Source organism: Streptomyces sp. NPDC025651, from assembly GCF_055558735.1.
This window is the reverse complement of sequence record NZ_JBVHLZ010000018.1, coordinates 30,552-56,866: the sequence shown is the minus strand read 5'-3', so window position 1 is coordinate 56,866 and position 26,315 is coordinate 30,552. Positions and strand designations below refer to the sequence as shown.

General features: G+C 73.1%; 25 protein-coding genes. 9 read left to right on the top strand and 16 right to left on the bottom strand.

What is annotated here, in order from left to right; all coding sequences use genetic code 11:
- Positions 1–142 precede the first annotated feature (142 nt).
- From ACZ4D5_RS40155 to ACZ4D5_RS40135, 5 genes are all read right to left on the bottom strand, one after another.
- Positions 143–859 carry a TetR/AcrR family transcriptional regulator gene (locus ACZ4D5_RS40155; RefSeq protein ID WP_467777445.1) on the bottom strand — a complete coding sequence of 239 codons (717 nt, stop codon included), beginning with the start codon at positions 857–859 and terminating at the stop codon, positions 143–145.
- Between the two features lie 90 nt (positions 860–949).
- Entirely contained in the window at positions 950–1,207 is a 258-nt protein-coding gene (locus ACZ4D5_RS40150) for a response regulator transcription factor (protein ID WP_467777444.1), read from the bottom strand.
- A gap of 115 nt (positions 1,208–1,322) precedes the next feature.
- On the bottom strand, positions 1,323–2,129 hold the full coding sequence (locus ACZ4D5_RS40145) for a helix-turn-helix domain-containing protein (RefSeq protein WP_467777509.1): 807 nt from the start codon (positions 2,127–2,129) through the stop codon (positions 1,323–1,325).
- 242 nt (positions 2,130–2,371) lie between these two features.
- Positions 2,372–3,355 (bottom strand): quinone oxidoreductase family protein, encoded by a 984-nt coding sequence (locus ACZ4D5_RS40140; RefSeq protein ID WP_467777443.1) that lies wholly within the window; start codon positions 3,353–3,355, stop codon positions 2,372–2,374.
- 165 nt (positions 3,356–3,520) lie between these two features.
- The gene (locus ACZ4D5_RS40135) at positions 3,521–4,945 is read right to left on the bottom strand and encodes a dihydrolipoyl dehydrogenase family protein (RefSeq protein WP_467777442.1); all 1,425 of its coding nucleotides are present in this window, start codon (positions 4,943–4,945) and stop codon (positions 3,521–3,523) included.
- 166 nt (positions 4,946–5,111) lie between these two features.
- Here ACZ4D5_RS40135 and trxA point away from each other — a divergent pair, with 166 nt between their 5' ends.
- The gene (gene trxA, locus ACZ4D5_RS40130; RefSeq protein WP_467777441.1) at positions 5,112–5,501 is read left to right on the top strand and encodes a thioredoxin; all 390 of its coding nucleotides are present in this window, start codon (positions 5,112–5,114) and stop codon (positions 5,499–5,501) included.
- A gap of 31 nt (positions 5,502–5,532) precedes the next feature.
- Here trxA and ACZ4D5_RS40125 read toward each other — a convergent pair whose 3' ends face one another.
- Positions 5,533–6,567 carry a LacI family DNA-binding transcriptional regulator gene (locus ACZ4D5_RS40125; protein ID WP_467777440.1) on the bottom strand — a complete coding sequence of 345 codons (1,035 nt, stop codon included), beginning with the start codon at positions 6,565–6,567 and terminating at the stop codon, positions 5,533–5,535.
- 162 nt (positions 6,568–6,729) lie between these two features.
- On the opposite strand from ACZ4D5_RS40125, the gene ACZ4D5_RS40120 reads away from it, so the two are divergent.
- Positions 6,730–8,160: an amidase gene (locus ACZ4D5_RS40120; RefSeq protein ID WP_467777439.1), complete on the top strand. Its 1,431-nt coding sequence runs from the start codon at positions 6,730–6,732 to the stop codon at positions 8,158–8,160.
- A gap of 123 nt (positions 8,161–8,283) precedes the next feature.
- On the opposite strand, the gene ACZ4D5_RS40115 is transcribed toward ACZ4D5_RS40120, so the two are convergent.
- The 7 genes from ACZ4D5_RS40115 to ACZ4D5_RS40085 all read right to left on the bottom strand — a co-directional run bounded on the left by ACZ4D5_RS40115 (position 8,284) and on the right by ACZ4D5_RS40085 (position 16,708).
- A complete protein-coding gene (locus tag ACZ4D5_RS40115; RefSeq protein ID WP_467777438.1) occupies positions 8,284–9,084 on the bottom strand; it encodes an SDR family NAD(P)-dependent oxidoreductase in 801 nt (266 codons plus the stop codon).
- Positions 9,081–10,019 carry an ABC transporter permease gene (locus tag ACZ4D5_RS40110; protein ID WP_467777437.1) on the bottom strand — a complete coding sequence of 313 codons (939 nt, stop codon included), beginning with the start codon at positions 10,017–10,019 and terminating at the stop codon, positions 9,081–9,083. Before ACZ4D5_RS40110 ends, ACZ4D5_RS40115 begins: the two co-directional genes overlap by 4 nt.
- Positions 10,016–10,969 (bottom strand): ABC transporter permease, encoded by a 954-nt coding sequence (locus ACZ4D5_RS40105; RefSeq protein WP_467777436.1) that lies wholly within the window; start codon positions 10,967–10,969, stop codon positions 10,016–10,018. The genes ACZ4D5_RS40110 and ACZ4D5_RS40105 overlap by 4 nt, the downstream gene beginning before the upstream one ends.
- A gap of 6 nt (positions 10,970–10,975) precedes the next feature.
- Positions 10,976–12,562, bottom strand: coding sequence for an ABC transporter substrate-binding protein (locus tag ACZ4D5_RS40100; RefSeq protein WP_467777435.1), 1,587 nt, complete (start codon positions 12,560–12,562; stop codon positions 10,976–10,978).
- Between the two features lie 147 nt (positions 12,563–12,709).
- A complete protein-coding gene (locus ACZ4D5_RS40095) occupies positions 12,710–13,795 on the bottom strand; it encodes an enolase C-terminal domain-like protein (RefSeq protein WP_467777434.1) in 1,086 nt (361 codons plus the stop codon).
- Positions 13,796–14,108: 313 nt separating this feature from the next.
- Positions 14,109–15,323 carry an ROK family transcriptional regulator gene (locus tag ACZ4D5_RS40090; RefSeq protein WP_467777433.1) on the bottom strand — a complete coding sequence of 405 codons (1,215 nt, stop codon included), beginning with the start codon at positions 15,321–15,323 and terminating at the stop codon, positions 14,109–14,111.
- A gap of 290 nt (positions 15,324–15,613) precedes the next feature.
- Positions 15,614–16,708, bottom strand: a complete 1,095-nt coding sequence (locus ACZ4D5_RS40085; protein ID WP_467777432.1) for a glycosyl hydrolase family 18 protein — start codon at positions 16,706–16,708, stop codon at positions 15,614–15,616.
- Positions 16,709–16,806: 98 nt separating this feature from the next.
- Here ACZ4D5_RS40085 and ACZ4D5_RS40080 point away from each other — a divergent pair, with 98 nt between their 5' ends.
- Positions 16,807–17,238 (top strand): type II toxin-antitoxin system PemK/MazF family toxin, encoded by a 432-nt coding sequence (locus tag ACZ4D5_RS40080; RefSeq protein WP_467777508.1) that lies wholly within the window; start codon positions 16,807–16,809, stop codon positions 17,236–17,238.
- Here the strand turns inward: ACZ4D5_RS40080 and ACZ4D5_RS40075 are convergent.
- Positions 17,213–18,088 (bottom strand): TIGR02452 family protein, encoded by an 876-nt coding sequence (locus tag ACZ4D5_RS40075; RefSeq protein WP_467777431.1) that lies wholly within the window; start codon positions 18,086–18,088, stop codon positions 17,213–17,215. The two genes, ACZ4D5_RS40080 and ACZ4D5_RS40075, sit on opposite strands and share 26 nt — an antisense overlap.
- 184 nt (positions 18,089–18,272) lie before the next feature.
- On the opposite strand from ACZ4D5_RS40075, the gene egtA reads away from it, so the two are divergent.
- From egtA to egtD, 4 genes are read left to right on the top strand one after another with little or no spacing between them, the layout of a single operon-like run.
- Positions 18,273–19,631 (top strand): ergothioneine biosynthesis glutamate--cysteine ligase EgtA, encoded by a 1,359-nt coding sequence (gene egtA / locus ACZ4D5_RS40070; RefSeq protein WP_467777430.1) that lies wholly within the window; start codon positions 18,273–18,275, stop codon positions 19,629–19,631.
- Positions 19,628–20,965 (top strand): ergothioneine biosynthesis protein EgtB, encoded by a 1,338-nt coding sequence (egtB, locus tag ACZ4D5_RS40065; RefSeq protein WP_467777429.1) that lies wholly within the window; start codon positions 19,628–19,630, stop codon positions 20,963–20,965. Before egtA ends, egtB begins: the two co-directional genes overlap by 4 nt.
- On the top strand, positions 20,965–21,720 hold the full coding sequence (gene egtC, locus ACZ4D5_RS40060) for an ergothioneine biosynthesis protein EgtC (protein WP_467777428.1): 756 nt from the start codon (positions 20,965–20,967) through the stop codon (positions 21,718–21,720). Before egtB ends, egtC begins: the two co-directional genes overlap by 1 nt.
- The gene (gene egtD, locus ACZ4D5_RS40055; protein ID WP_467777427.1) at positions 21,717–22,679 is read left to right on the top strand and encodes an L-histidine N(alpha)-methyltransferase; all 963 of its coding nucleotides are present in this window, start codon (positions 21,717–21,719) and stop codon (positions 22,677–22,679) included. Before egtC ends, egtD begins: the two co-directional genes overlap by 4 nt.
- 95 nt (positions 22,680–22,774) lie before the next feature.
- Here the strand turns inward: egtD and ACZ4D5_RS40050 are convergent, their stop codons facing one another.
- A complete protein-coding gene (locus ACZ4D5_RS40050) occupies positions 22,775–24,055 on the bottom strand; it encodes an extracellular solute-binding protein (protein ID WP_467777426.1) in 1,281 nt (426 codons plus the stop codon).
- Positions 24,056–24,255: 200 nt separating this feature from the next.
- Between ACZ4D5_RS40050 and ACZ4D5_RS40045 the strand changes: the two genes are divergently transcribed.
- Positions 24,256–24,477 carry a dodecin gene (locus ACZ4D5_RS40045; RefSeq protein ID WP_467777425.1) on the top strand — a complete coding sequence of 74 codons (222 nt, stop codon included), beginning with the start codon at positions 24,256–24,258 and terminating at the stop codon, positions 24,475–24,477.
- An 18-nt stretch (positions 24,478–24,495) separates the two neighbouring features.
- Here ACZ4D5_RS40045 and ACZ4D5_RS40040 read toward each other — a convergent pair whose 3' ends face one another.
- On the bottom strand, positions 24,496–24,984 hold the full coding sequence (locus ACZ4D5_RS40040; RefSeq protein WP_467777424.1) for a phosphatase domain-containing protein: 489 nt from the start codon (positions 24,982–24,984) through the stop codon (positions 24,496–24,498).
- 79 nt (positions 24,985–25,063) lie between these two features.
- On the opposite strand from ACZ4D5_RS40040, the gene ACZ4D5_RS40035 reads away from it, so the two are divergent.
- Positions 25,064–26,071, top strand: coding sequence for an LLM class flavin-dependent oxidoreductase (locus ACZ4D5_RS40035; protein ID WP_467777423.1), 1,008 nt, complete (start codon positions 25,064–25,066; stop codon positions 26,069–26,071).
- Positions 26,072–26,315: the final 244 nt, after the last annotated feature.

Below are 26,315 nucleotides of genomic sequence, written 5' to 3'. Positions count from 1 at the left end.
CGGACCGGCCGACAGTCGGCCCTGGTGCCACTCTCGTCGACATGTACAACTCCCATGCGGCGCACACTTTACAACACCCTGTCAGAAAGTAGGAGACGTCTTTCCCGGGCCGTGCGAGGGGAGTGCGGACCGACGGCGCCGGTCAGTGCGGCAGGGCCGCGACACCGAGCAGGAACAGGTTCAGCTTGCGCTCGAACCAGTCCGCCGGGGGCCCCGAGACCGCCTCGGTCAGCACCTCGCGCAGGCGCGGGTCGAAGGCGCTCATCCACGGTCCGATCAGCTCGCGCCGTCGCTGCTGGACGGCGTCGACAGACTGCTCACCGGCCTCGCGCCGCCCGGCCCGGCCCTCGTCGCCGCCCTCCCGCGCGGGCGGCACCGCGAGGAAGGCCTGGATGACGAGTTCGGCCAGCATGTCCACGATCAGGGCGGCGTCCCGCGGCGCGAACCCGAACCCCAGCAGAGCGACTCCGGTGCGGTTGTCGCGGTCCACCAGCGCGGGACCGGTGAGCCGCAGCGTGGTGATCTCCTTGGCGAGGCCGGGGTTCGCCGTGTGCAGTCGCCAGTGCGCCCAGGCCGTCGCGGAGAGGTAGGCACGCCAGTCGTCGCCGGGCTCGGGCCACTCGATGGCGCGGACGGCGTGATCGGCCGCGGCCGCCGCGAGGGCGTCCCTGCTGGGGAAGTAGCGGTACAGCGTCGAGTGCGAGACGCCGAGCCGCTCCGCGACGGCCGACATGGACAAGTTGGTGAAGCCGATGCCCAGGGCCGCACCGATGACGGCCTCCTGGTCCGCCATCGGCGGACGGCCCATCCGCCGCGGCCGCGTTCCGCCGTCGGCCGCCCCCGCTCGCCGCGCTCCCATCCGCTTCCACCCTTCCTCCTGCCGGAGAGGGCGACGATACCGGCAGCAGGACGCTCCGGCGCCCGGCGCCGGGGCTCCACCCGGTCCCCGCTATTGCCGCACCGGAATACCCAGAGGGGTGCCGCCTTCCAGAATCCATCTGGCGACAATCGCCGCCCTGCTCCGCACGCCGTACCGGTCATAGAGGCGCTGCAGATGGGAATCAACCGTGCGAACGGACATGCCGAGATGTTTCGCTATCTCTTTGTCACGATGGCCTTCGGCAATGAGAGAAAGAATCTCAATTTGCCGCGTACTGAGGTGCATTGCCCCTCCGGGCGAGCGCAAGTGGAGCGATTGCAACGACATGTACTGAACGTAAACTGCGCCTCGTAGCCGGTCAAGTACTCATATTGCTCTTGGCGTTCGGGCCACGCGCAACGAATTTCCCTGTCCGACCAGCGACGTTCGTTAGCGCGTCCGGTCAGGCGGCCGTGTCCGGCCCGGACGGCGCGGCCGGGGCGGCCGGGGCGGGGTCACCCTTGAGATAGCGCCTCGGAGAGGTGCCGAGGGTCCGCCGGAACGCCGCGAGGAACGCGCTCGCTGTCGTGTACCCCACGGCGCGGGCGACCTGCGAGACGGGGCGTCCCTCGGCGAGCATGGGCAGCGCGGCCCGCAGCCGCAGGTGGGTGCGCCAACGGTCGAAGTTCATGCCGGTGTCCTGCACGAAGAGCCGTGTCATGGTCCGGCGGCTCACGCCGACGGCGCGCGCGTGCGCCTCCAGGTTTCGCCCGTCCGCGGGGTCGCGCAGCAGCGCGTTGGCCACGGCTCGCACCCGGTCGTCCTTGGGGTGCGGGACGTCCAGCGGGGTCACCGGCAAGGGGGCCAGCAGATCCAGCACGACGCCCTCGGCCCGCAGCCGTGCGTCGTCCGCGAGGTCGTCCCTGGCCAGGTACACGATCAGGTGCGCGAGGAGGCCGTCGACCCCGACCGGCATGGGCTCGGTCCAGTCGATTCCGCAGCGCTCCGGGTCGAGATAGAGGCTGCACAGCACGGCGTCGCGGGTGGCGCCGGTCCGGTGCACCACTCCGGCCGGCACCCACAGCGCCCGGTTGGGCGGCAGGACCCAGTAGTCGTCCGCGACGCCGATGCCGAGGACACCGCGGCGCGTCCAGGCCAGCTGGTGGTGGGTGTGGCTGTGCGCGGGAAGCCACTGTCCGGGCGAGAGCGGGAAGCTGGCGACGAGGATCGCGCCGACCGAGGGCGGAATGGTGTCCCCGGCGTCCTCCACGGTGGTCGGGTCCTCCACAGTGGTCAGGTCCTCCACGGTGGTCACGTCGTCGGTGTCCCCGGCAGCGGTCACGAAAGCCTCACCCACGTCTGCGGTTCTGTGCGGAACTCGGTGCGCCACGACGCCGGTTGAGGAGTCCGCACGCCGTGAAGGAGTCCGCGCGGTGCGCACGGCTCCGCACCCTATCGCGGCGGCCCGCACGCGGCGGGGCGCGTCGCGCGACGCGCCCCGCCGCGTGCGGGTCAGGGGATCAGGAGCAGCTTTCCCGTGGTACGGCGGGAGGCGAGTTCGGCGTGGGCCTCGGCCGCCTTCGCCAGCGGGTAGCGGCCGCCGATCCGGATGTCGAGCACGCCCTCCTCGATCCAGCGCAGGACCGCCTCGGCCCGCTCCAGCAGTTCCTCGCGCGTCGCGAGGTAGTGGGCGCCGACCGGCCTGGTGACGAACAGCGAGCCGGCCGCGATGAGTCGCTGCAGGTCGAAGGGGGGCACCAGGCCGCTGGCCGCGCCGAACAGGACCAGCATCCCGCGCGGGCGCAGACTGGCGAGGCTCGCCTCGAAGGTGGCCGCGCCCACTCCGTCGTAGACGACCGAGACTCCTTCACCCCCCGTCATGTCCCGTACCTGGGCGGCGATTTCGGCAGGCTCCAGCCCGTCGTAGCGGATCACTTCATCGGCTCCGGCGGCGCGGGCGAGGCGCTCCTTGTCCTCGGTGGAGACGGTGGCGAGGACGCGCGCGCCGAGGTGCTTGGCGAGCTGGACGAGCAGCAGGCCGGTGCCGCCCGCCGCGGCATGGACCAGCACGGTGTCGTCCGGCGAGACCACGTAGGTGGCATGCGTCAGGAAGTGGGCTGTCATGCCTTGGGCCAGCGCGGCGGCCGCCACGTCGGTGGGGACCGTGTCCGGCACGGGGACGGCGCGTTCGCAGCGGAGCACCACCTCGCCCGCGTAACTCCCCGGGACGTCCGCCCAGGCGACGCGCTGCCCCACGACGAGCCCGGTGACGCCCGCGCCGCAGGCGGTGACCGTGCCCGCGCCCTCCAGGCCGAGCACGAAGGGAGTCTCTTCGGCGGAGACGCCCGTGCGTTGGTAGATGTCCTTGAAGTTCACGCCCGCCGCTTCCACGGCCACCCGGACCTCGCCCGGCCCCGGTTCACGGACCTCGGTCTCGGTCAGTTCGAGCACTTCGGGTCCGCCATATTCGCCGACCACTATTGCTTGCGTCGCCATTTGCCCTCCGCCCTTGAGAATGCAATGAGTTGTGCCCTTGCTCATCGCTGCGAGGGTAACCCGACGGAGTGCTCCTTCCCCGGTGAATCAAAGGAATCGCAGGCGGACTTCGGGAACGGGCCGGATTCCGGGAAGACGCGAGCGGTCCGCCTTTTCTTGTTCCGTTCAACCGCGGTACGTCTCCAGAAGGCGCAGCCACACCTCACTGATCGTCGGATATGCCGGCACCGCGTGCCACAGCCGGTCCAGGGGGATCTCGCCCGCGACCGCCATCGTCGCCGCGTGGACGAGCTCGCCGACGCCGGGGCCGACGAACGTGACGCCGAGGAGGATCTCGCGGTCCAGGTCGACGACCATGCGGGCGCGGCCGCGGTAGCCGTCGGCGTAGAGGCCCGCGCCCGCGACGCCGGACATGTCGTAGTCCACGGCGCGGACCCGGTGGCCCGCGGACTCCGCCTCCGCGAGGGTCAGGCCCGCCGAGGCGGCCTCGGGGTCGGTGAAGACCACCTGCGGGACGGCCGCGTGGTCGGCGGTGGCGGAGTGGGCGCCCCAGCGGTCGGTCTCCAGGAGCGGAACGCCCTGGGCGCGGGCCGCGATGGCGGCGCCCGCGATGCGGGCCTGGTACTTGCCCTGGTGGGTGAGGAGCGCGCGGTGGTTCGCGTCGCCCACCGCGTACAGCCAGTCGCTGCCCTCGACGCGCAGGCTCTCGTCGACGGGCAGCCAGGAGCCGGGCTCCAGGCCGATCGTCTCCAGGCCGATGTCCTCGGTGCGCGGGGCGCGTCCCGTGGCGAAGAGGATCTCGTCGGCCCGGAGGGTCGAGCCGTCGTCCAGGGTCGCGGTGACCGTGCCGTTCTCGCGCTTGACCGCGGTGACCGTGACGCCGGTGCGGACCTGCGCGCCCGCCTCCGTCAGGGCCTCGGCCACCAGCTCGCCCGCGAAGGGCTCCATGCGGGGCAGCAGTCCCTCGCCGCGTACGAGGACCGTCACGTCCGATCCCAGCGCCTGCCAGGCCGTGGCCATCTCCACGGCCACGACGCCGCCGCCCACCACCAGGAGAGCGCCGGGCACGTGGTCGGCGCTGGTGGCCTCACGGCTGGTCCACGGCTTCACGTCGGCGAGGCCCGGCAGATCGGGCAGGGCGGCGCGGGTGCCGGTGCAGACGGCGACCGCGTGGCGGGCTTCGAGCGTGCGCCGCGAGCCGTCCGCGGCGGTCACCGTCACCCTGCGCGGGCCCGCGACGCGGCCGTGCCCCCGGTACAGATCGACGCCGATGCCGTCCAGCCAGCCGACCTGGCCGTCGTCCTTCCAGTGCGAGGTGTAGTCGTCGCGGTGGGCGAGGACCGCGGCGGCGTCCAGCGGGCCCTGGACGGACTGGCGCAGGCCGGGGACGCGGCGGGCGTCGGCGCGGGCGATGACGGGGCGCAGCAGGGCCTTGCTGGGCATGCAGGCCCAGTACGAGCACTCGCCTCCGACGAGTTCGCTCTCGACGATCGCGGCGCTCAGCCCCGCGGCACGGGCCCGGTCCGCGACGTTCTCCCCCACGGGGCCTGCTCCGATGACAACTACGTCGTACGTGATGGCTTCCGTCATGAGGACAGTCTGTCGGCAGGTGTGCGCCGTGGCCACACGGGTACGCGCGCGGAACACGCCGGTACACACGCGGCACCGTCCGCGCGTGGAGGCGGCGGAATACGTCCGCCACATCGGCCGTTGTGCACAGCGGCTTCGCCCGACAGCAGGAAGTAGGAAACACACCATGAGCAGCGCGACTGTGGAGCTCACCAAGGAGAACTTCGACCAGACGGTCACGGACAACGAATTCGTCCTGATCGACTTCTGGGCGTCGTGGTGCGGGCCGTGCCGGCAGTTCGCCCCCGTGTACGAGAAGGCCGCCGAGGCCAACCCCGACCTGGTCTTCGCCAAGGTCGACACGGAGGCCCAGCCGGAGCTCGCCGCCGCCTTCGACATCCAGTCCATCCCGACCCTGATGATCGTCCGCGACCAGGTGGCGGTGTTCGCCCAGCCCGGCGCGCTGCCCGAGGCCGCCCTGACGGACGTCATCGGCCAGGCCAGGAAGCTGGACATGGACGAGGTACGCCGGCAGGTCGCCGAGGAGCAGGCCAAGCAGCAGGAACAGGGCCAGTGACAGGAACGGGACAGAGCCGGTAAGGCGCCGCTCAGCTGGACTCGCGGTGCACGACGTCCGCCCCGAGCACGTCGTGCACCTCGGGCTCCTCGCCCGGGTCGCGCACCACGCGGTCGACGAGCTCGGCGAGACCGCGGCCCGTCGGAAGGTCGATGCGGACGGTGCTGAGCCGGGGCCGCAGCAGCCTGCCCAGCATCAGGTCGTCCGAGCCGAGCACCGCGGTCTCGTCGGGGATCGTGATGCCCTCGTCCTGGAGGGCCCGCATCAGGAGCATCGCGTACTCGTCGTTGTACGCGAAGACGGCCTCGAGGCCCAGTGAGCGCCAGCGCGCCGCGAGCCGTGCCGCGGCCTCCTCGTCGTAGGCGAGGGGCAGCGCGGTGACCGACGCCCCGGTCGTACCGGTGGCCTCGGCGGTCTGGCGGATGCCTTCGAGGCGGGGCCGCGAGAAGTTCTCCAGGCCCGGTTCCTCGGGGACGACGACGCCGATGCGGCGCCGCCCGCGGGCCAGGAAGTGCAGGGCCGCCGCCTCGCCCACCTTGCGGCCGTCCATGAGCAGGGCGTGCGCGCCCTCGACGCGGTGGGGTCCGAGCGTGAAGACGGCCTTGGCGCCGGACCGCTTCAGGACCGTCACGCCGCGCGCGTTGAGCGCGGAGGCGTCGGGGGCGAGGACGGCGACGGGGCGCAGTTCGGCCCAGGCGCGCGCGGCGTCCTCGCCGGTCAGGCCGAGGCTCGCGTACTGCACGACGGTGTAGTCGAACCGGCTGAGCGCCCACTGCAGTTCGTTGAAGAACTGGCTGAACAGCGGCCCCATCGGGACCTCCGCGGTGGGCATGAGCACCATGCGGCTGTGCCCGGCGCGCAGGCTGCGGGCGGCCGCGTGCGGGACGTAGCCGAGCTCTCTGGCCGCCTCGTGGACGCGGCGGCGCGTGGGCTCGCTGATGCGGACGGCGCTGGTGTTGTTCAGGACGTAGGAGACGGTCGCGCGCGAGACCCCCGCGAGGCGGGCGACGTCGGCGCTGGTCGGCACGGAGCGCCGCGCGGGCTGCTGCTTCGGTATCTGCACCATGACACCGGCAATCCTTGCAGATGGTGCCGCGGGGCCCTCCGGCGGGCAGGCGAAGCCTCTCTCTTCCCCCCCCCGTTTCACAACTTCCCCTGCGCCGTTCCGCGTTGCCCTACTCGCCGGTTAACGTTCGGACACCCGTCGTCGAGCGAAGGTGTCCCCCACATGACTGCCGACCGTGCCGAAGGCCTGGCGCGCACCGCCCGCGCGCTGGCCGAGGGAGAGGTGTCCTCGCGTGCGCTGACCGAGCGGACGCTGGCCAGGATCGAGGCGTCGCAGCCGGTCCTCAACGCCTTCAAGCTGGTGCGGGCCGAGGCCGCGCTCGCCGAAGCGGACGCCGCCGACCGGGAGTTGGCCACGGGCGGCGCCTCCGCGGACCGTCCGCTGCTCGGGGTGCCGCTGGCGGTGAAGGACGACATGGACGTGGCGGGCGAGCCGACGGCGTTCGGGTGCAGGGGCGACTTTCCGCCGCAGACCGAGGACTGCGAGGCCGTGCGCCGTCTCCGCGCGGCCGGTGCGGTGATCGTCGGCAAGACCAACACGTGCGAGCTGGGCCAGTGGCCGTTCACGGAGGGGCCCGGCTTCGGTGACACCCGCAACCCGTGGAACACCGGCCACACGCCCGGCGGTTCGTCCGGCGGCTCGGCGGCCGCGGTCGCGGCGGGGCTCGTGCCCGCCGCGCTCGGCTCGGACGGCGCGGGCTCGGTCCGCATCCCCGCGGCCTGGACCCACCTGGTCGGCATCAAGCCGCAGCGCGGGCGGATATCGACGTGGCCGTGGCCCGAGGCGTTCCAGGGCATCACCGTCAACGGCCCGCTGGCCAGGACGGTCGCGGACGCCGCGCTGCTCCTGGACGCGGCGAGCGGCAGCCACGCGGGCGATCTGCACCGGCCGCCCGCCGTGCGCGCCGCCGAGGCCGCGACCCGCGACCCGGGGCGGCTGCGGATCGCCCTGTCGCTGCGGATGCCGTTCACGGCGACGCCCAAGCAGCTGCACCCCGTGGTGAGGGACCGGGTCGTGGCACTCGCGGAGCGCCTCGCCGCGCTGGGGCACGACGTGGCTGCGGCCGATCCGCGCTACGGCCAGATCGGGTTGACGTTCGTGCCGCGCGCCACGGCGGGCATCGCGGAGTGGACCCGCAAGGTGCCCGACGTCTCGCTCCTGGACCGGCGCACACGCGAAGCGGCGCGCATGGGGCGGCTGCTGGGCGGCGCCCCGCTGCGCCTCGCGCGCCGCTCCGAGGCCGCCCTGCACCGTCAGGTGGGCGCGGTCTTCTCGACGTACGACGTGGTGATCGCGCCGACGACGGCCGCTCCCCCGCCGCGGATCGGCACCCTGTCCACGATGAGCTCCCTGCGCACCGACCAGGCGATGATCGCCGCCTGCCCCTACGCGTGGCCGTGGAACGTGCTCGGCTGGCCGGGCGTCAACGTCCCCGCGGGGCGCACGCCGGGCGGGCTTCCCGTCGGCGCGCAGCTGCTCGGCCCCGCGGGCAGCGAGCCGCTCCTGATCTCCCTGGCCGCGCAGTTGGAGGCGGACCAGCGGTGGTACGAGCGGTGGCCGGCGCCGGTCCCGCACGCGGAACCGGCGTCGTAGGCGCCGTGGAGCCCGCGGGTCACCGCGGGCTGCCGGGGCATCGTCACGGCCGCCGTGGTCCCGGGTCGCAGCGGATCACGACGTCCTTGGTGAAGAGGCGTCGGGCGCGGGGGCGGACTCCGTTCACAGGCCGGTCTCCGGGATGCGTGCGGCGAGCCCGCCGTCGACGGGCAGGACGGCGCCGGTGACGTACGAGGCGTCGTCACCGGCGAGGAACGCGACGGCGCGGGCCACCTCTTCGGGCCGGCCCGGGCGGCGCAGCGGATAGGGCCGCACGCGCGCGGCGAGCTCGGCCGGGTCCTCCAGCAGGTGCGCGTTGCGCTCGACGGCGACGAGGCCGGGCGCGACGGCGTTGACGCGGATGCCGTGCGGCCCCCATTCGAGCGCGGCGGTGCGGGTGAAGGCGACGAGTCCCGCCTTCGCGGCGGAGTACGGGCCGAACGCGTGGGCCGCGAACTGGGCGTGCACCGAGGCGATGTTGACGATCACCCCGGGGCGGCCGGTGTCGATCAGCCGCCGCGCGAAGGCCTTGGCCAGGCGGACCGCGGCGGTGAGGCTGACGTCGAAGGTGCGGTCCCAGCCGTCGTCGGTGCCGTCGAGGAGTGCGGCGCGCTCCTCGGCGTACGCGCAGTTGACGAGAGTGCGCGGCGGCTCGGCCGCGGCGGTTCCGGGGTCCGCGGCGTCGAGGATCCGCTCGGGCGCGTCGGTGTCGGTGAGGTCGGCGACGACGGGCCGCAGCCCCGCGTCGGCCAGCTCCTCGACCGCCTCCAGGACGTCCACCGCGACGACCCGGTGCCCGCGCGCCGCGAGGTCGAGCGCGACGACGCGTCCGATGCCCCGGGCGGCTCCCGTGACGACTGCGGTGGTGCCGGAGGTGTCGGTGGAGGCGGTGGAATCAGTGGTGCCGTGCCGCGTGGTGTTCATCGTTTCGACAACCCCTTGTTCAATCCGTCGGAGAGCAGATTGAATCCGATCACCAGGCCGGTGACGACGACCATCGGACCGATCGCGTACGCCGCGTTGTCCCCGAGGAAATTCACACTCGTGCGCAGCAGCCCGCCCAGCGAAGGATCGGGGGGCGTGACGCCGATGCCGACGAAACTCATCGCGCCCTCGATGAAGACGGCGGTGGACAGGGAGAGCGCGCTCTGCACGATGAGCGGGTCGAGGGTGTTGGGGAGGATGTGGCGCAGGAGGATCCTGCGTCGGCTCGCGCCGAGGGCGATGGCCGCGACGACGTACTCGCGCCCCTTCTGCGACAGGACCGCGTCGCGCGCGATCCGTCCGAAGAGCGGCACGTTCACTCCCGCGACGGTCCAGAAAACGGCGTCGGTGCCCGGGCCGAGGAGCGCGGCGAGCGTGACGCCGAGGATCAGCGCGGTGAAGGCGAGGAGTACGTCGAAGGCCCGCTGCAGCACCAGGTCGACCGCGGGGTGCGCCCCGCAGGCGAGCCCGAGCGCGATCCCCGTGACGGCGCCCAGCGGCACCGCGCTGAAGGCGAGGAGCACGTCCAGGCGGATGCCGTACAGGACGCGGCTGAAGAGGTCGCGCCCGAACTCGTCGGTGCCGAGCAGGTGGTGGCCGCTCGGCCCGGCGAGCGCGTCGGCGCCCTGGTCGAGCGGTGACTGCCCGGCGAGCAGCGGCGCGCCGAGGCCGAGCAGCACCAGGAGGACGACGAGACCGAGTCCGGCTCGGGCTGCGGGGCTCTGCGGGGCGCGGGAGCGGACGGCGCGGCGGAGGCGGCCGGGGCGGCGGAGGCGGCCGGGGCGGGGTTCGGGGGCAGGGAGGGCGTCCGCCTCATGTACGGGTGGCTCGTGCTGTACGGGTGGCTCCTGCGCGGCTTTCCTGTGCGTGGTCACACCGCACCCCCCGTCCGCACGCGCGGGTCGAGCGCCGCCTGCGCCAGATCGGTGAGGGTCTGCACGGCGACGAAGACCGCGACGGCGAACAGCAGCAGGTCCTGGACCAGCAGGTAGTCGCGCCCGATCACGGCCTGGAGCAGCAGTTGCCCGAGGCCCGGCCAGGCGTAGACCGCCTCGACGACGATGGCGCCGCCGAGCAACTGGCCGATCTGGATGCCGAGGACGGAGACGACGGGCGGCAGGGCGTTCGGCAGCACGTGTCGGCCGAGCAGCCGTCGCCGCGGCAGGCCCTTGGCGGTGGCCGTCTTCACGTACTCGTCCTCACGGGCCCGGCGCAGCGCCGCGGCGAGGAAGCGGGCCAGGACCGCGCCGGTGGGCAGGGCGAGGCAGACGGCGGGCAGCAGCAGGTACTGAACGCCTATCTCCGGATCGGCGAGCAGCGACTGGTGCCCGGAGGCGGGCAGCACCCGCCAGGTCACGGCGAACAGGAGGACGAGCAGGACGCCGGTGACGTACGGCGGCACGGCGAGCGCGAGGCTCACGGCCCCGCCGAGCAGCGTCCGTACCGTGCGGCGCCTGCTGGTGCCGAGCGCGATCCCGGCCGCGCCGCCGCCCAGGAGCGCCAACACCAGGGCGGCGAGGGCGAGTTCGACGGTGTTGCCGAGCCCGCGGCCGATGAGGGTGGCGTTCGGCGCGCCGAGGATGAAGGACGCGCCCAGGTCTCCGGTGAGGAGACCGGTCAGCCACGTCCAATACTGGGCGGGCAGCGAGCCGTCGAGGCCCAGCGAGGCGCGGACCTCGGCGACGGTGTCCGCCGGGGCGTCGGGTCCGGCGAGGACGACGGCGGGGTCCCCGGGCGCCAGCCGCAGCACGCAGAAGACGAGGACGGACGCGACGGCGAGGACGACGAGGGCCGAGGGGACGCGGCGCAGTGCGTATCGGAGCATGACGTGTCAGCCGATCGTCGCGCGGTCGAGGTCGAGGTGGTCGAACATCGTCCAGTTCAGGCCGCGCACCTTCTCGGAGACGGTGAAGGTGTGGGAGCTCGCGACGAGGTCGGAGACGAACTGCTCTTCCAGGAGCAGGTCGTTGAGCTCGTCGGCGGCCTGCTGGGCGGTTTCCTCGTCGCCGGCCTTCCAGAGCCGGTCGGCGAGGGCGCGGTAGGCGTCGCTGTCGAAGTTGGAGGCGTTCTTGTCCGCGTTGAAGGGGAAGGCGCCCTTCACGAGGGTGGCCGGGTGGAGCTGTCCGAAGCCGTGGCCGTTGATGAACAGGCCCGGCAGCTCGCCGGATTGCAGCCTGGCGAGGAAGTCGGGGGCCTGGAGGGGTTCGGCCCGCGCCTTCAGGCCGATCTTCCCGAGGTCGTACTGCACGATCTCGGCGATCTTCGCGTTGGTGGGAAGGCCCGCGTTGTAGACGACCCTGACGCGCTTGCCGCGTGCGCCCGCCGCCTCGATCAGCGCCTTCGCCTTCGTCAGGTCGCGGCTGTAGTGGGCGGCCTTCGTCCTGTCGTACGCGGGTGAACTCGCCGCCCAGGGAAGGGAACTGACGGTGCCGATGCCACCGAGGACCTGTTCCAGGACGCGCTCGCGGTCGACGGCCCAGGCGACGGCCTGTCGGACGCGTCTGTCGTCCAGCGGCTTCACCTTCACGTTCGAGGCGACGTAGAAGGCGGAGTCGTGCGCGTCGGAGACGGTCACCTCGAACCGGGGGTCGTTCTTGATCGCGGCGGCGTCCAGGGGCGCGACGTCGACGAGGAGGTGGGTGCCGCCGGAGCGCAGGCTCGACACCATCGACGTGGACTGGGTGACGACGGACACCTCGATGCCGTCGAGCAGTGGAGCGCCCCTCTTCCAGTACGTCTCGTTGCGCTTGAGCTCGATGCCGGTGCCGGGCTGGCGGTCGACGACGCGGAAGGGGCCCGTACCCACGAACTTGGTGCCCTTGACCAGGTCGTCGACGGTCTCCTTGTCGACGATGAGGAGGAGCTCGAAGAGGTCGAAGAGGTTGCTGACGGGGTGGGCGAGTTCGAGGGTGACGGTGTGCTCGTCGTCCTCGACGACCTTCGTGATCGCCTGGGCGACGTGCTTGAGCTGGGAGGCGGTCGTGTCCTTCGTCAGGTTCCCGACGGCGAAGGCGACGTCGGCCGAGGTGAAGGGGCGACCGCTGTGGAAGGTCACGCCCTTGCGGAGCCTGAGGGTGATCGACCTGCCGTCCTCGGCCTCGCGCCACGACTCGGCGAGCGAGGGCTTGGGCTGCAGGGTCCTGTGGTCGTACTCGGTGAGGGTGTTGAAGACGGTGCGGGCCAGCGTGAAGTTCGGGTTGTTGTGGCCGAAGAGGGTGGCGGGCGCGACGTCGGCGGTCTGCGCGATCTTCAATGTGCCGCCCCTGGCGGCGCCGCCAGCCCTCCTCTCCGCCTCGTCGACGGCGGAGCGGCAGGCGGGGAGCGCGAACAGGGTGCCTCCGGCGCCGAGGGCGGCGAGAGCGGTGAGCAGTGAACGCCGGGATATCGCGGAGGAGTTCGTGGTGGATGTCGGGAGCATGACGGGGCCTCCAGAAAAGGGGGCGGGTGTGTGCGAGGGCGAGGTGTGGGTGCGTGTGTGGGTGTGGGCGTGGGTGTAGCTGTGGGTGGGGGTGTGGGTGTGGGTGTGGGTGTGGGTGTGCCGGGAGAGCTCACCGGGGGGCGTGCGTCAGTGGTGACAGGAGGGGTGCGGTTCGAGACGGCCGCTCCACACGCGGGTCACCGCCGGGTGGTCGGTGTCGAGGTCGAGCCCGATGCCGGGGGCGTCGTCCGGCAGGGTGAGACGACCCTCACCGATCCGCTCGGCGCCGCGCACGACGGCCGAGCGCCAACTCACCTCTCCGTAGGCGTATTCGAGCGGCTCGGCCGAGTCGCCGCACACACCGGCGAGGTGGGCGGCGTGCAGGGTGGCGACGGGCCCGGAGGGATTGTGGAAGGAAATCCGGGCACCGGGTGCGGAGCGGGCGAGGTCGCGGGCCCGGAGGGTGCCGCCGGCGTGCTTGACGTCGGGCATCAGCACATCGACCAGCCCGTGGACTTTCTCGACCTCGCCGATGTCGCACGCGAACTCACCACCGGCGAGCGCGAGTTCGGTCAGGGAGCGCAGTTCGGCGAGTTCATCGGGGCGGGCGATGCCGACGCCGTCCTCCAGCCAGTGGAGACCCAGGTCGGCCAACGGCCCGAGCAGCGGGGCGAGTTCGTCGAGGGGGATCCGTTCATGGGCGTCGGCCATCAGCGCGACCGAAGCCCCCACGGCGGCGCGGGCGGCACCGAGCCGGGCGAGGCCCAGAGCGGGCAGCGCGAGTTCCCCGTGGGGATCGGCCACGTCAAAGGGGGCAAGCTTGACCGCACGGAACCCGTCACGCACGGCGGCCCGCGCGACGGCCGCGACGTCGCCCGGCGACCGACCGCCGGGAACGCGGTTGATGTTGGCGTACAGCTCGATCTCACCGGGATGCTCCCCGCCGAGCCAGTCCCACAGGGCCAGCCCGTCGCGCCGCGCGGCGGCATCGACCCAGGCTTGCTCCACGCCTCCGGCGACGGTGCGCGTAAGGAAGCCGCCCTCACCGTCCACCGGCGGCCCCGAGGCCAGCCGCTGGACGACTTGCGCCAGGCTCCCGGCGTCCGAGCACTCGCCATGGCCGCGCGTGCCGTCCGCACCGGTGACCCGCAGGACCAGCCACTCGGTACGAGCGCTGACCGCAACCCGGAAGAGCTCCCAACGCTCGGGCCCGGCCGCCGCGCTGCCGCTCATGCCGCGACCACCGCCCGGCGGTCACACCCGAGCACGCCCGAGCCGAAGGGCGCAGCTGTGACGCGGCCGGGGCCACAGGTCGGCAGGACGGCGTCCGGGCAGCGGAAGAACGCTCGTGTCCCGCGCTCCGGTGTCCCGCGCTCCGCTTCCCCGCGCTCCGGTGCCGCGTTCACGATCATCGCGCGACCACCGCCTGACCGCCCCGCGAGCACTGCCCGCAGCACGAGCGCGCCCTCTCCAGGAGCCCTAACAGCCCCTGAGAGCCTTGAAAGCCCTCTGCTTCCTTTTCCTTGCCGCGGCGGCGTGTTCACGTTCACGATGTCGCCACCACCTGGCCGTGCAGGCCCAGCGTGCCTATCGGGTCCTCGTACACCGCCTCCAGCAGCGGCATCGCCGAGGCCACGAGCAGGGGGCCCGTGCCGAACCTCGCGGGGACGATCCGGGTCGCGGCGTCCCAGCCGCGGTGAGCTCGGGACGTCACCTCCGCGCGGAGGTCGTCCAGGTACTCCTCCGCGGCGACGATGCCGCCCGCCAGGACGACCCTGCTCGGGTTGAGCAGGTCGACGACCGTGGCGACCGCGCGGCCCGCGTGGCGGGCCCTGCGGCGCAGGACGTCCTGGGCGCGGGGGTCGCCGGCGCCGCTCCCCGAGGGGCGTGCCGCGGCGACCAGGTGCTCCACCGGGAGCCGCCCGGCTTCGGGCAGCCGCAGCCCCCGGGCCCGAGCCGCCGCGACGACCGCCGTGTCGCTGGCCAGGAGCGAGAGGCAGCCGGTGCCGCACCGGGGGCAGCGGGCGCCCGGCTCGTCGGTGGCGGGCAGGTGCTCGATGCCGCCCGCCGCCGCGCCGGGGCCGCGGTGCACCGCGCGGTCGACCACGAGCGCGGCGCCCAGGACGTTCCCGAAGAAGATGTGCACGAAATCGTCGACCTCGCGGCCCGCGCCGAACCACAGCTCCGCGCTCGCCGCGGCCCGCACGCTCTGCTCCAGGCGTACGGGGCCGGGCAGCCGCCCGTCCAGCAGGTCGACCAGGCGTACGTCGCGCCAGCCGAGCGCACCGTGCTCGACGATGACGCCGCGCTCGCCGTCGACCCAGCCGCCGAGGCTGATGCCGGTGCCGAGCAGTCGCCGCCCGCCGAGTCGGCCGGCGAGGAACTCCCGTGCTCCGTCGGCCGCTTGGTCGGCGACGCGGGGCGGCGCAAGGCCTCCGTCGCCGGGAGCCCCGTGGTCGAGGACGCGCTGCGCGAGCACCGTGCCGTCGAGGCCGACGAGGCCGAGCGTGGTACGCAGCAGCCCGATGTGGACGCCGAGCGCCACGGCCCCTGAGGGGTCGACGCCGACGGGCACCCGGGGGCGCCCCTGCGTCGCCTCGGCAGGGGCGTGTTCCCGCAGCAGGCCCGCCTGCACGAGGACGGCCGTCAGCTTCGTGACGCTGGGCGCGGAGAGCCCGGTCGAGCGGGCGATGTCCGCGCGCGGCAGCGGCCCTTCGGTGACCACCGCGCGCAGCACCGCCGAGGCGTTCCCGCGCCGCATGCCTTCCGGTCTCACTGCGTTTCCCCCTGCCCGGTGACGCGCTCCAGGTGACTCAGTCACGCAGATGACCCGGTCACGTAAATGACTCAGTCACGTAAATGACTCAGCCACACAGACAACCCAGTCACGTAAATGACTTAGTTTCAGAAATTAAGTCACCTGGGCGAGCCCGCACAAGGCGTCATACGGCCATCCACGAAGCCGCAACATCGCCGTCACACGGCCTTGTCCGCCGTCATCCGGCGCCACATCACGTCACACCCGCGTCATGAACGGCACCCGCACCCGCGTCACGAGCGCGCGAGCACCCTCCACAGCCCCGGATCCTCGAAGCCCAGCGCCCACAGCACGGTGTTGCGCACGCCGTGCCGCCGCAGCACCGGCAGATGCGCGGCGGTCCCGCGCGCGTCCTGGTACCAGACCGTCCGCCGGGTCCCGCCCTCCTTGTACGTGAAGTGCGGCGTACGCGAGGCGGGGTCGATGCGGTAGGGCGCGCCGACCCTGCGGCGCAGCGCCTCGGCCTGCCTCGACGTCAGATGCCGGGCGCGCTCGCGCTTGCCCACGGTCCAGTCCCAGCCATAGGCCGGCAGCCCCACCTCCAGCTTGCGGCGCGGCACTTCGGCGGTGGCGCGGCGCAGGATCTCCTCGTACCAGGCGGGGGTCGACAGCGGCCCCGGCGCGCCCTCGGCCCAGTGCAGGTTGTACGCCATGATCCGCAGCCGGTCGGCGGCGGCGCCGAGCCGCTCGTAGTCCCAGACGCGGCCGGTTCCCGCGGTCTTCGGGGAGACGGTGATGACGCACTGCTTGCGCAGGGTGTGCAGCCTGCGGCAGAGGTCGGCGACCATCGTGGCGTACCCGGCCCGCACCTTCTCGTACGCGGCGTCACCGGTGGGCGCGATGGTCTCGTAGTCGAGGTCGAGGCCGTCGTAGGCGCGGCTCCTGACCACCCGCAGCAGCGTCTCCACGTGCGTGGCGCGGCGGCGCGGATCGGTCACGACGGCGGCCAGCGCGCCGGGCGGCATCTTCTCCATGACGGTCGGCACGACCTTGACGCCCGCCCTGTGCAGCCCGTCGACGATCCGCCGCTCCCCCGCGCCGGGGTGCGGGTCGACACGCCCGGCCGCCTTCGCCTCGTACCAGAAGGGACTGACGGTGTGCAGCTGGTCCGCGTGGCGCAGGGCGTTCTTGTACGCGGCGTCCTGGTCCCAGTAGGGGAGCCAGGCGGAGGTGGTGCGGGGCGGCGGGGCGGCGGCGTGCGCCGCGGGCGCGGGGCCCGGCTCGGGGGCGAAGACGAGGGCGGAGGCGGCGGGTAACGGCGCGAGCACCGAGCCCGCGACGGCGAGGACGACGAGGGACCGGAGGTTGCGCATGTGTCGTAGCACCATGGACCGAGCCTGCGGGTCATCCGGCGGTCCCGCTCTGCGGATTGGGCCGGACAGGTCCTACGGTGACCCGTGTGACTGCCTACATCGATGACCCGCACATGTCCGACTCGCCCGGCCGCTCGGGTGCCACCGCGACCACCGAGGCCGAGCCCCGCGAGGTGGGCCGGGTCCGCACGGAGTACGCGCCGGAGCACGACGGCGACCCCGACCCCGGGGAGATCGTCTGGACGTTCGTGCCGTACGAGGAGAACGACGGGCGCGGCAAGGACCGCCCGGTTCTCGTGGTCGCCCGTGAGGCGTCCGGCACGCTGCTCGCCGTACAACTGTCCAGCAAGCGCCACGACCACGACCGCGAGTGGGTGCCGATCGGCAGCGGGCCCTGGGACCGCGAGGGGCGCGACTCCTGGGTGGACGTCGACCGGGTCCTGCGGGTGCACGAGCGCGGGATGCGGCGCGAGGCGTGCGCGCTGGACCGCGGGCGGTTCAACCTCGTCGTCCTGCGGCTCAAGGAGCGCTACGGCTGGCGCTGATTTCCGCGGCGAACGTCTTCTCGAAGGCGCCGCGCGTGACCGCGCCCCTGGTGCGGTCCAGGACCCCGAACACGACGTGCTCGAACTGCCCGGCGAACCGGCCGCCTTCGCCGAGCAGCGCCCGGAAGGCGCCCGCGACCTGCGCGGGGTCGTTCATGAAGACGCCGCAGCCCCACGCGCCGAGCACCAGGCGGCGGTACCCGCACGCGACGGCCGTCTCCAGGACCCGCTCGGCGCGCGTGGCCAGGGCGCGTGGTATCTCGGCCGTGCGCTCGGGGGTCCTGCTGCGGATCACCCCGGCGTTCGGCGCCGCCGAGGTCAGGAAGCCGACGGTGTACGCCGTGTCGAGGAGCCGCCCCCGGTCGTCGCGGAAGACCGGGACGCCGGGCGAGTGGATCACGCGGTCGCTGTAGAAGGGGTCGCGGTCGGCGCGGTGGTGGTCGTAGAACGCGCGGGCCTCCAGGAGGCAGGCGTAGAGCGCGGAGGCGCGGCACAGCGCCTCCTCCTGCGCCTGGGCGCCGTTGAGATATCCCCCGCCGGGATTGCGCGCGGAGGAGAAGTTCAGCGCGGCCACCGGCGCGTCCGCGTCCCCCTCGGTGTCCCCCTCGGCACGGGAGGCCGTGAGCCTGCGGGCCGCTTCCAGGGTGCTCTCGCCCGTGACCTCGAAGAGCGTGGCCACCGGCGCGCGGGGCGTCACGTCCACCGGGGCGGGCCCGACCATGCGCGTACCGGCGCGGGCCGCCGCCAGCGCGTCGGCGATCCCCACCTCACGACCGCCCGGCGCGGTGTACGCCCCCGCGGCCACGATCTGTTCCGTCTCCTGCGCGATGCCGCGCAGCCGCGCGCTCATGCCCGCACCCCCGTGCGGTGCCCCAGGTCGTCCCCCGTGTCGTTCATGAACGCATGGTGAGCTGTGTGCGTCGGGCAGCGCAACAGAAATTCCCGGTGCGCGAACGGCCTTAGGGGCACTCTTGTGCGAACGCCCTTGAGGGTTTTGGGTGTTACGAGCACCACTGACGAAAGGGATCCCCACCATGCCAGAGGGAGACTGTACGAACCACCGCACGACGCATCCCGCCCAGGTGCGCGACGCGGTGTCCGAGGCCGAGGTCGAGGCGCTGGTCCGCGGTATCTGCTTCAAGACGGGACCACCTCGCACCACCGGCGTCGAACTGGAGTGGCTCGTCCACGAGCCAGGACTGCCCCACCTGCCCGTACCCACCGCCCGCCTCGAAGCGGCCTACGCCGCTCTGCGGGACCTGTCCCTGCACTCGTCCGTCACCGTCGAACCCGGCGGCCAGCTGGAGCTCAGCTCGCTGCCCGCCGCCTCGCTGACGGAAGTCATCTCGGCCATGCGGGCCGATCTCCGCGCCGTACACGACGCGTTACGCCCCCACCGCCTCACCCTCAGCGGCTTCGGCACCGACCCGTGGCGCCCACCGGCCCGGATCCTGCGCGAGCCCCGCTACGACGCGCTGGAGTCCTGCCTCGACCGCGGCGGCCCCGCCGGGCGCCGCATGATGTGCTCGACCGCGTCCGTGCAGATCTGCCTGGACGCCGGGTACGAGGAGCCGGGGCCCCTCGGCTACGCGCGGCGCTGGCGGCTCGCGCATCTCCTCGGTGCCGTCCTGGTCGCCTCGTTCGCCAACTCGCCGCTGCAGGACGGCCGTCCCACCGGCTGGCGGTCGACCCGGCAGGCCGTGTGGGCGGGCATCGAGCCCGGCAGATCCGGCGCCCCGCCGCTCGACGGGGAGCCGCGCGAGACCTGGACCCGGCACGCCATGGACGCGCCGGTCATGTGTGTCAAGAGGGCGCCCGGAGAAGGGCCTTGGAGCGTGCCCGAAGGGCTCAGCTTCCGCGCCTGGGCCCGGGACGGCGCGGGGGCCCGTGGCGGTGTGCCGCGCCCGCCCACCCGCGACGACCTCGACTACCACCTGACCACGCTGTTCCCGCCGGTCCGCCCGCGCGGCCACCTGGAGCTGCGCATGGTCGACGCGCAGCCGGGCGAGGACGGCTGGATCGTGCCGCTCGCCGTGACCGCCGCGCTGTTCGACGACCCGGAGGCGGCCGAGTCCGCCTACCGCGCCGTCAAGCCGCTGGCCGAACGCGACGGGCCGCCGGGTTCGCCCCCCGCGCCGCACAGCCCGCTCTGGCTGGACGCGGCGCGTCACGGCCCGGCCGACCCCGAGCTGCGCGAGGCCGCCGTGACCTGCTTCGCCGCCGCCGTCGACGCGCTGCCCCGGATGGGCGTGGGCACGACGGTGCGGGACGCCGTCGAGACGTACGCGGCGCAGTACGTGGCGCGGGGCCGCTGCCCGGCCGACGACCTGCTCGACGCCGCGCGCGAGACCCCCCGACTTCACGACGCACCTGGGAAGGACGCCCTCCGATGACCGGCTCCACCGCCGACCCGGAAGCCCTGAGGGAGCGCGCGCTCGCCGCGCTCCTGGCCGCCCGGGACCGCACCACCCTCCTCACCAGCTGTGTGGAGGACACCGAACTGACCGCGCAGCACTCGCCGTTGATGTCGCCGCTGGTCTGGGACCTCGCGCACATCGGCAACCAGGAGGAGCAGTGGCTGCTGCGCGCGGTCGCGGGCCGCGACGCCATGCGGCCCGAGATCGATCCGCTGTACGACGCCTTCGAGCATCCCCGCGCCGAGCGGCCGAGCCTTCCGCTGCTCGCGCCCGCCGAGGCCCGCGGCTACGCGGCCGAGGTGCGGGGCCACGCCCTCGACGTCCTGGAGAAGACGCCCTTCCACGGCACCGCGCTGACCGAGGCGGGGTTCGCCTTCGGGATGATCGCGCAGCACGAGCAGCAGCACGACGAGACGATGCTCATCACGCACCAGCTGCGCTCGGGCCCCACCGCGCTCACCGCCCCCGACCCGGAGCCCTGCGCGCCCTTCACGGGGCCGCCCGAAGTCCTGGTCCCCGGCGGCCCGTTCACGATGGGCACCTCCACCGAGCCGTGGGCCCTGGACAACGAACGCCCTGCGCACCACCGCCTGGTGCCGCCGTTCTTCATCGACACCACTCCGGTGACGAACGCCGCGTACCAGCGCTTCATCGCCGACGGCGGCTACGACGACGAGCGCTGGTGGGCTCCCGAAGGCTGGGCGATGGTCCGTCAGAACGAGCTGCGCGCCCCGCTGTTCTGGCGTCACGAGGGCGGCCGGTGGCTGCGGCGCCGCTTCGGCACGGTCGAGCCGGTGCCCGCCGACGAGCCCGTGCTGCACGTGAGCTGGTACGAGGCCGACGCCTACGCGCGCTGGGCGGGCCGGCGCCTGCCCAGCGAGGAGGAGTGGGAGAAGGCCGCCCGCCACGACCCGGTGGCCGACCGGTCGATGCGCTACCCCTGGGGCGACGCGGACCCCACGCCCGAGCGGGCGAACCTGGGCCAGCGCCATCTGCGGCCCGCCCCCGCGGGAAGCTATCCGGCGGGCGAATCCCCGCTCGGAGTGCGGCAGTTGATCGGCGACGTGTGGGAGTGGACGTCGAGCGGATTCCTGCCCTACCCGGGCTTTGCCGCCTTCCCCTACCGCGAGTACTCGGACGTGTTCCTCGGCGGCGACTACAAGGTGCTGCGCGGCGGGGCGTTCTCCGTCGACGCGGTGGCCTGCCGCGGCACGTTCCGCAACTGGGACCATCCGGTGCGACGGCAGATCTTCTCCGGGTTCCGCACGGCCCGGGACGTCTCCCCCGCCGAAGCCGCGGAGCTCGTCTGATGTGCCGTCACCTCGCCTTCCTCGGCCCGCCTCAGCCGCTGGGACGGCTCCTCGTCGAGCCCGCGCACGGCCTGTACCGCCAGTCGTGGGCGCCCCGGATGCAGCGGCACGGCACCGTCAACGCCGATGGATTCGGGGTGGGTTGGTACGCCGAGGGGGACCCCGTGCCCGCTCGCTACCGCCGTGCCGCGCCGATCTGGGGCGACCCGTCCTTCGCCGACCTGGCCCGGGTGGTGCGCTCCGGCGCGGTGCTCGCCGCGGTGCGCGACGCGACGCTGGCGGGCGCGGACGGGGAGGCCGCGGCCGCCCCGTTCACCGCCGGGCCGTGGCTGTTCAGCCACAACGGCGCGGTGGCGGGCTGGCCCCGCTCGATCGCGCCGCTCACCCGCGAACTGCCGCCCGAGGAACTCCTGTCCATGGAGGCGCGCTGCGACTCCGCACTGGTGTGGGCGCTCGTCCTTTCCCGGCTGCGCCGCGGCGACGAGGAGGGCCAGGCCCTCGCGGACACCGTCCTGGAGATCGCCGAGGCGGCCCCCGCCTCGCGCCTCAACCTCCTCCTCACCAACGGCGAGACGATCGCCGCGACCGCCTGGGGCGACACCCTCTGGTATCTCGCGGAACCCGGCCGCCGCACCGTCGTGGCCTCCGAGCCCTACGACGACGACCCCCACTGGCGCGAGGTGCCCGACCGCACACTGCTCGCCGCCAGCCGCACCGACGTACTGCTGACCCCGCTCAAGGAGCCCCCTGCGTGAGCCCGTTCCTGCTGACCCGCACCCTGCCCGAGGACGCCACCGACGCCGCGCTGCGCGCCGACGTCCTGCACGGGCTGACCCGCACCCCCAAGTCGCTGCCGCCCAAGTGGTTCTACGACGCCCGCGGCAGCGCCCTCTTCGAGGAGATCACCACCCTGCCCGAGTACTACCCGACGCGTGCCGAGCGCGAGATCCTGGTCACCCGTGCCACCCGCATCGCGGAGGTCACCGGCGCGCGCACGCTCATCGAGCTCGGCTCGGGCTCCTCGGAGAAGACCCGCCACCTCATCGACGCCCTGTCGTCCCTGCACACGTACGTCCCCGTCGACGTGAGCGAGACCGCGCTGACCGGGGCCGCGAACACGCTGCTCGCGCAGCGGCCCTCGCTGGACGTGCACGCCCTGATCGCCGACTTCACGCGCGGTCTCGCGCTGCCGGGCACGCCGGGGCCGCGCCTGGTCGCGTTCCTCGGCGGCACCATCGGCAATCTGCTGCCCGCCGAACGCGCCGCGTTCCTCTCCTCGGTCCGCGGGCTCCTCTCCCCCGGTGACGCGCTGCTCCTCGGCACGGACCTGGTCAAGGACGCGTCGGTGCTCGTCTCCGCGTACGACGACGGGGCGGGCGTGACGGCCTCGTTCAACAAGAACGTCCTGTCGGTCATCAACCGCGAGCTGGCGGCGGACTTCGATCCGGCCGCCTTCGAGCACGTCGCCGTCTGGGACCGCGAACGCGAGTGGATCGAGATGCGGCTGCGCTCCACGGCCGACCAGACGGTGAAGATCCCGGCGCTCGACCTGGAGGTGGACTTCACCGCGGGCGAGGAGATGCGCACGGAGATCTCGGCGAAGTTCAGGGAGGACGGCGTACGGGGCGAACTCCGTGCCGCGGGCCTGAAGCTGACCCACTGGTGGACGGACGAGAGGAACCGCTTCGCGCTGTCGCTGGGCACGGTGGAGTAGGAGACCGGTGCGGCGCCGCCCCTCGCGGGCGGGGCCGCACCGCCGTCAGATCCCTTCAGTTGCCGTCAGTCGCCCTCAGATCCCGCCAGCTGCCGTCAGACCCCGCCGAGGCCCAGCTCCCTGGTGATCCTGGCCGAGGCCTTGCGGGCCTCGGCCGCCGGATCACCGCCGGTCAGGACCTTGGTCATATAGCCCTTGATCGGGTTGTCCGCCTCGACGGCCGCCCAGCGGGGGGAGTTGGGCGTCGCCCGGCCGTTCGCCGCGCCGACCGCCATCGCCGCCGCGCCCTCCTCCCCGGCCACCGCGGGGGCCAGCTTCGCCTTGTTCGGGACGTAGTTCATGGTCCGCGCCAGATCCGTCTGCCACTTCTTGCCCGCCAGCGCCTCGATCACCTCGACCGCGCCCTTGTGGTCGTCGCTGCGGTCGGGCACGACGAGGTCGGAGCCGCCGGTGAACACCGCGCCCGGCTTGCCCGCCGTCTTGCCGGGGATCGGGAAGTAGCCGAGCCTGCCCTTCAGTTCGGGGTTCTTCTCCTCGATGGCCCGCGCCGCCCCCGGCACCGCGACGATCTGGGCGACGTCGCCGCGTGCGAACACCCCGGCCTGCGCCGGGTGTTCCTCGTCGGCGTCGCGCGGGCCGTTCCCGAGCGCCTGCAGCTGCCGGTAGAACTCCATGCCGCGCAGCGCCGCCGGCGTGTGCAGGGTGCCGCGCCAGTCGCCGGAGGACTCCTTGGTCTCCTCGGCGAGGTCACCGCCCTCGTCCCAGATGAATCCGGCCAGCGTGTACCAGTCCTGCCCCGCGAGGTAGATGCCCTGGTTCCCGGCGGAGTTGAGCTTCTCCGTGTCCGCGATCCACTCCTCGCGGGTACGCGGCGGACTCTTGATGCCCGCCTCCTCGAACAGGTCCTTGTTGTAGATGACGACGCGGTTGGCGGCGTACCAGGGAATGCCGTACTGCGCGCCGCGGTAGCGCCCCGGCTCGGCGAGGCCCGGCAGCCAGTCGTCCATGCCGAGGTCGCGGGCCGACTCCAGCGTGAGGTCGTACAGGCCGCCCTCGTCGACGTACTGCGCGACCTGGGTGTTGCCCACCTCGATGACGTCGGGCCCGTCGCCGCCCTCTTCCTTGAGCGCCTTCTTCACCTTGGTGCCGATGCCGGTCCACTCCTGGATCCGGATGTCCAGGTCGATGCCGTCGTGCTCCTTCTCGAAGTCCTCGGTGAAGCGCTCGACGAACTCGGGGGACGCGCTGCCCCGCATCAGCCAGACCGTCACGGTCCTGGTCTCGTCGCCGCCGGGCAGCAGGCCGCACCCGGAGATCAGAACGGTGGAGGAGAGGGCCAGCGCCAGGGACACGGCGGCGCGTCTGTGCGGCTTCACGTGGGTCACTTTCTGCCTGAGGACAGGGAGGTGCAGCCCGACGCGGGGGGTGAGCACGTGGCTCGAACGGGTACTGGCTGGATTTTGGTATGTACCAAAGGGCCGGTCAAGGGGCGCGTGCCACCTCGCGCGTCCGCGCGGGCTGGGGCACGGTGGAGTGACGGCACCACACGACGTCCCCCGCCGGGAGGAACTCCCTCATGTCGAACCACACCTATCGCGTCACCGAGATCGTCGGAACCTCGCACGAAGGCGTGGACCAGGCGATCCGCAACGGCATCGCCCGCGCCTCGCAGACGCTGCGCTCCCTGGACTGGTTCGAGGTCACACAGGTGCGGGGGCACATCGAGAACGGCGAGATCCAGCACTACCAGGTGGGCCTGAAGGTGGGGTTCCGCCTGGAGGACGGGGACGAGGCGTAGACAGGACTTCCCGCGGCCTCAGGTGCGGCCCTCCCGCTCCTGGGCGTCCCTCAGGTCCTGTGACGTGTCCGCCCACCGGGCCCGCACCACCCTGAACCCCGCGCGCTCCGCGTCCGCGCACACCAGCTCGTCGTCGTCCACCAGCATGCGGATCTGCCGCTTGCGGGCGAGGTCGCGCAGGATCTCCAGCTTGGTGCGGCGGGCGGGGCGCCGGTCGTCGTTGCGGCGCATCCAGACGCGTCCGCTCGGCAGTCCCTGGCGCGCCAGCCAGTCCACCGTGTCCGCCCTGCAGCGCTCGGGACGGCCGGTGAGATAGACGACCTCGCACTCCTCGGCGCTCTCCAGGGCCAGCGCGACGCCGCGCGCGAGCGGCGGGTCCTGGGGTGCCGCCGCGAAGAAGGCGTCCCAGTCCCGGGGGCTGCTCTCCAGGAACCGCTGCCGGTGCGCGGTGTCCGCGAGGGTGCCGTCCAGGTCGAACACGGCCAGTGGTCTGTTGTCGTCGCTCACGTCACCAGCGTAGAAGCGCCACGGCACGGCTCGCGAGGGGCACCGGGAATCCTGGCGGTCCCGAGGTGTTGAACCCTGTGTGAGCTCAGTGATCGAAGCAACCCGGTTCTCCGTACTCGACCGCTCCCGTACCCGTGAGGGGCATGACGGGCCCGAGGCGCTGCGCGACACCGTGCGTCTGGCGCAGGATCTGGAGGCTCTCGGATACCACCGCTTCTGGGTGTCCGAACACCACGGTGTGCCGGGGGTCGCGGGGTCGGCGCCCACCGTGCTCGCGGCGGCCGTCGCCGCGGCGACCCGCACCATCCGGGTCGGCACCGGCGGCGTGATGCTGCCGAACCATCAATCCCTGGTCGTGGCCGAGCAGTTCGGGGTCCTGGAGTCGCTCTTTCCCGGCCGGATCGACATGGGGCTGGGCCGTTCCGTGGGGTTCACGGACGGGGTGCGCAAGGCGCTGGGGCGCGACAAGCACGACGCCGACGACTTCGCGGCGCGGCTCGGCGAGCTGCTCGACTGGTTCCGTGGCACGTCCGGGACGGGGGTGCGGGCCCGCCCCGCCGAGGGACTGACCGTCCCGCCGTACGTCCTGGCCGTGGGAGAGGGCGCCACGATCGCCGCCGACGCGGGGCTCCCACTGGTCATCGGCGACATCAGGGGCCGCGAGAAGATGCTGGACGGCATCGAGCGCTACCGCGCCGGATTCCGGCCCTCGCCCTGGCTGGCCGAGCCGTACGTCGTGATCGCGGGCACCGTCGCCGTGGCCGAGAGCGAGGAGGCCGCCCGCCGGCTGCTGCTCCCGGAGGCCTGGTCGATGGCGTACTCCCGCACGCACGGCACGTTCCCGCCGCTCCTGCCTGCCGAGCGCGTGGAGTCCCTGACGATGACGGAGAAGGAGCGCGGTTTCTACGCGTCGGGGCTGCGCGGCCATGTGGCAGGCACCGAGGAGCAGGTCGCCGACGAGCTGGAGCGGGTGATCAAGGAGAGCGGCGCGCAGGAGGTCCTGGTCACGACGAGTACGTACGACCGCGCGGGCCTGCTGGACTCCTTCCGGAGGCTGGCGCGCGTGGCGGGCCTGACGTCTGCCTGAGCCGTCAGGCGGGGCGGGGCGGCGTGGGGCCGGACGTGCGAGGTCCCGCCCGCGTCGCGACCCGGGGTCGGCCCGGGTGCGGCGCGGACGGGCGCGGTGCCCCCGTGGCACGGGGGACGATTCCAGCGGAAGCACCGCGGTCTCGGAGGCCCGGGGTGGTGGGCCTCGGGTCATCTGGTCAGCAGGTCCTCAGAGCAGCAGCCCCTCAGGTTCGCAGCTCCTCAGGTTCACAGGTCCTCAGAGC

What these genes read in the sequence shown, in the direction of transcription:
- ACZ4D5_RS40105 (WP_467777436.1), bottom strand. Translation starts at nt 10,969, where the DNA reads ATGCTCCGATACGCACTGCGCCGCGTCCCCTCGGCCCTCGTCGTCCTC.
- ACZ4D5_RS40150 (WP_467777444.1), bottom strand. Translation starts at nt 1,207, where the DNA reads ATGTCGTTGCAATCGCTCCACTTGCGCTCGCCCGGAGGGGCAATGCAC.
- ACZ4D5_RS40085 (WP_467777432.1), bottom strand. Translation starts at nt 16,708, where the DNA reads ATGGTGCTACGACACATGCGCAACCTCCGGTCCCTCGTCGTCCTCGCC.
- ACZ4D5_RS40140 (WP_467777443.1), bottom strand. Translation starts at nt 3,355, where the DNA reads ATGGCGACGCAAGCAATAGTGGTCGGCGAATATGGCGGACCCGAAGTG.
- ACZ4D5_RS40075 (WP_467777431.1), bottom strand. Translation starts at nt 18,088, where the DNA reads ATGAGCGCGCGGCTGCGCGGCATCGCGCAGGAGACGGAACAGATCGTG.
- ACZ4D5_RS40125 (WP_467777440.1), bottom strand. Translation starts at nt 6,567, where the DNA reads ATGGTGCAGATACCGAAGCAGCAGCCCGCGCGGCGCTCCGTGCCGACC.
- ACZ4D5_RS40090 (WP_467777433.1), bottom strand. Translation starts at nt 15,323, where the DNA reads ATGCGGCGCGGGAACGCCTCGGCGGTGCTGCGCGCGGTGGTCACCGAA.
- ACZ4D5_RS40135 (WP_467777442.1), bottom strand. Translation starts at nt 4,945, where the DNA reads ATGACGGAAGCCATCACGTACGACGTAGTTGTCATCGGAGCAGGCCCC.
- egtC (WP_467777428.1), top strand. Translation starts at nt 20,965, where the DNA reads ATGTGCCGTCACCTCGCCTTCCTCGGCCCGCCTCAGCCGCTGGGACGG.
- egtB (WP_467777429.1), top strand. Translation starts at nt 19,628, where the DNA reads ATGACCGGCTCCACCGCCGACCCGGAAGCCCTGAGGGAGCGCGCGCTC.
- ACZ4D5_RS40080 (WP_467777508.1), top strand. Translation starts at nt 16,807, where the DNA reads ATGTCCGACTCGCCCGGCCGCTCGGGTGCCACCGCGACCACCGAGGCC.
- ACZ4D5_RS40155 (WP_467777445.1), bottom strand. Translation starts at nt 859, where the DNA reads ATGGGAGCGCGGCGAGCGGGGGCGGCCGACGGCGGAACGCGGCCGCGG.
- ACZ4D5_RS40045 (WP_467777425.1), top strand. Translation starts at nt 24,256, where the DNA reads ATGTCGAACCACACCTATCGCGTCACCGAGATCGTCGGAACCTCGCAC.
- ACZ4D5_RS40095 (WP_467777434.1), bottom strand. Translation starts at nt 13,795, where the DNA reads ATGAGCGGCAGCGCGGCGGCCGGGCCCGAGCGTTGGGAGCTCTTCCGG.
- trxA (WP_467777441.1), top strand. Translation starts at nt 5,112, where the DNA reads ATGAGCAGCGCGACTGTGGAGCTCACCAAGGAGAACTTCGACCAGACG.
- ACZ4D5_RS40115 (WP_467777438.1), bottom strand. Translation starts at nt 9,084, where the DNA reads ATGAACACCACGCGGCACGGCACCACTGATTCCACCGCCTCCACCGAC.
- ACZ4D5_RS40120 (WP_467777439.1), top strand. Translation starts at nt 6,730, where the DNA reads ATGACTGCCGACCGTGCCGAAGGCCTGGCGCGCACCGCCCGCGCGCTG.
- egtA (WP_467777430.1), top strand. Translation starts at nt 18,273, where the DNA reads ATGCCAGAGGGAGACTGTACGAACCACCGCACGACGCATCCCGCCCAG.
- ACZ4D5_RS40100 (WP_467777435.1), bottom strand. Translation starts at nt 12,562, where the DNA reads ATGCTCCCGACATCCACCACGAACTCCTCCGCGATATCCCGGCGTTCA.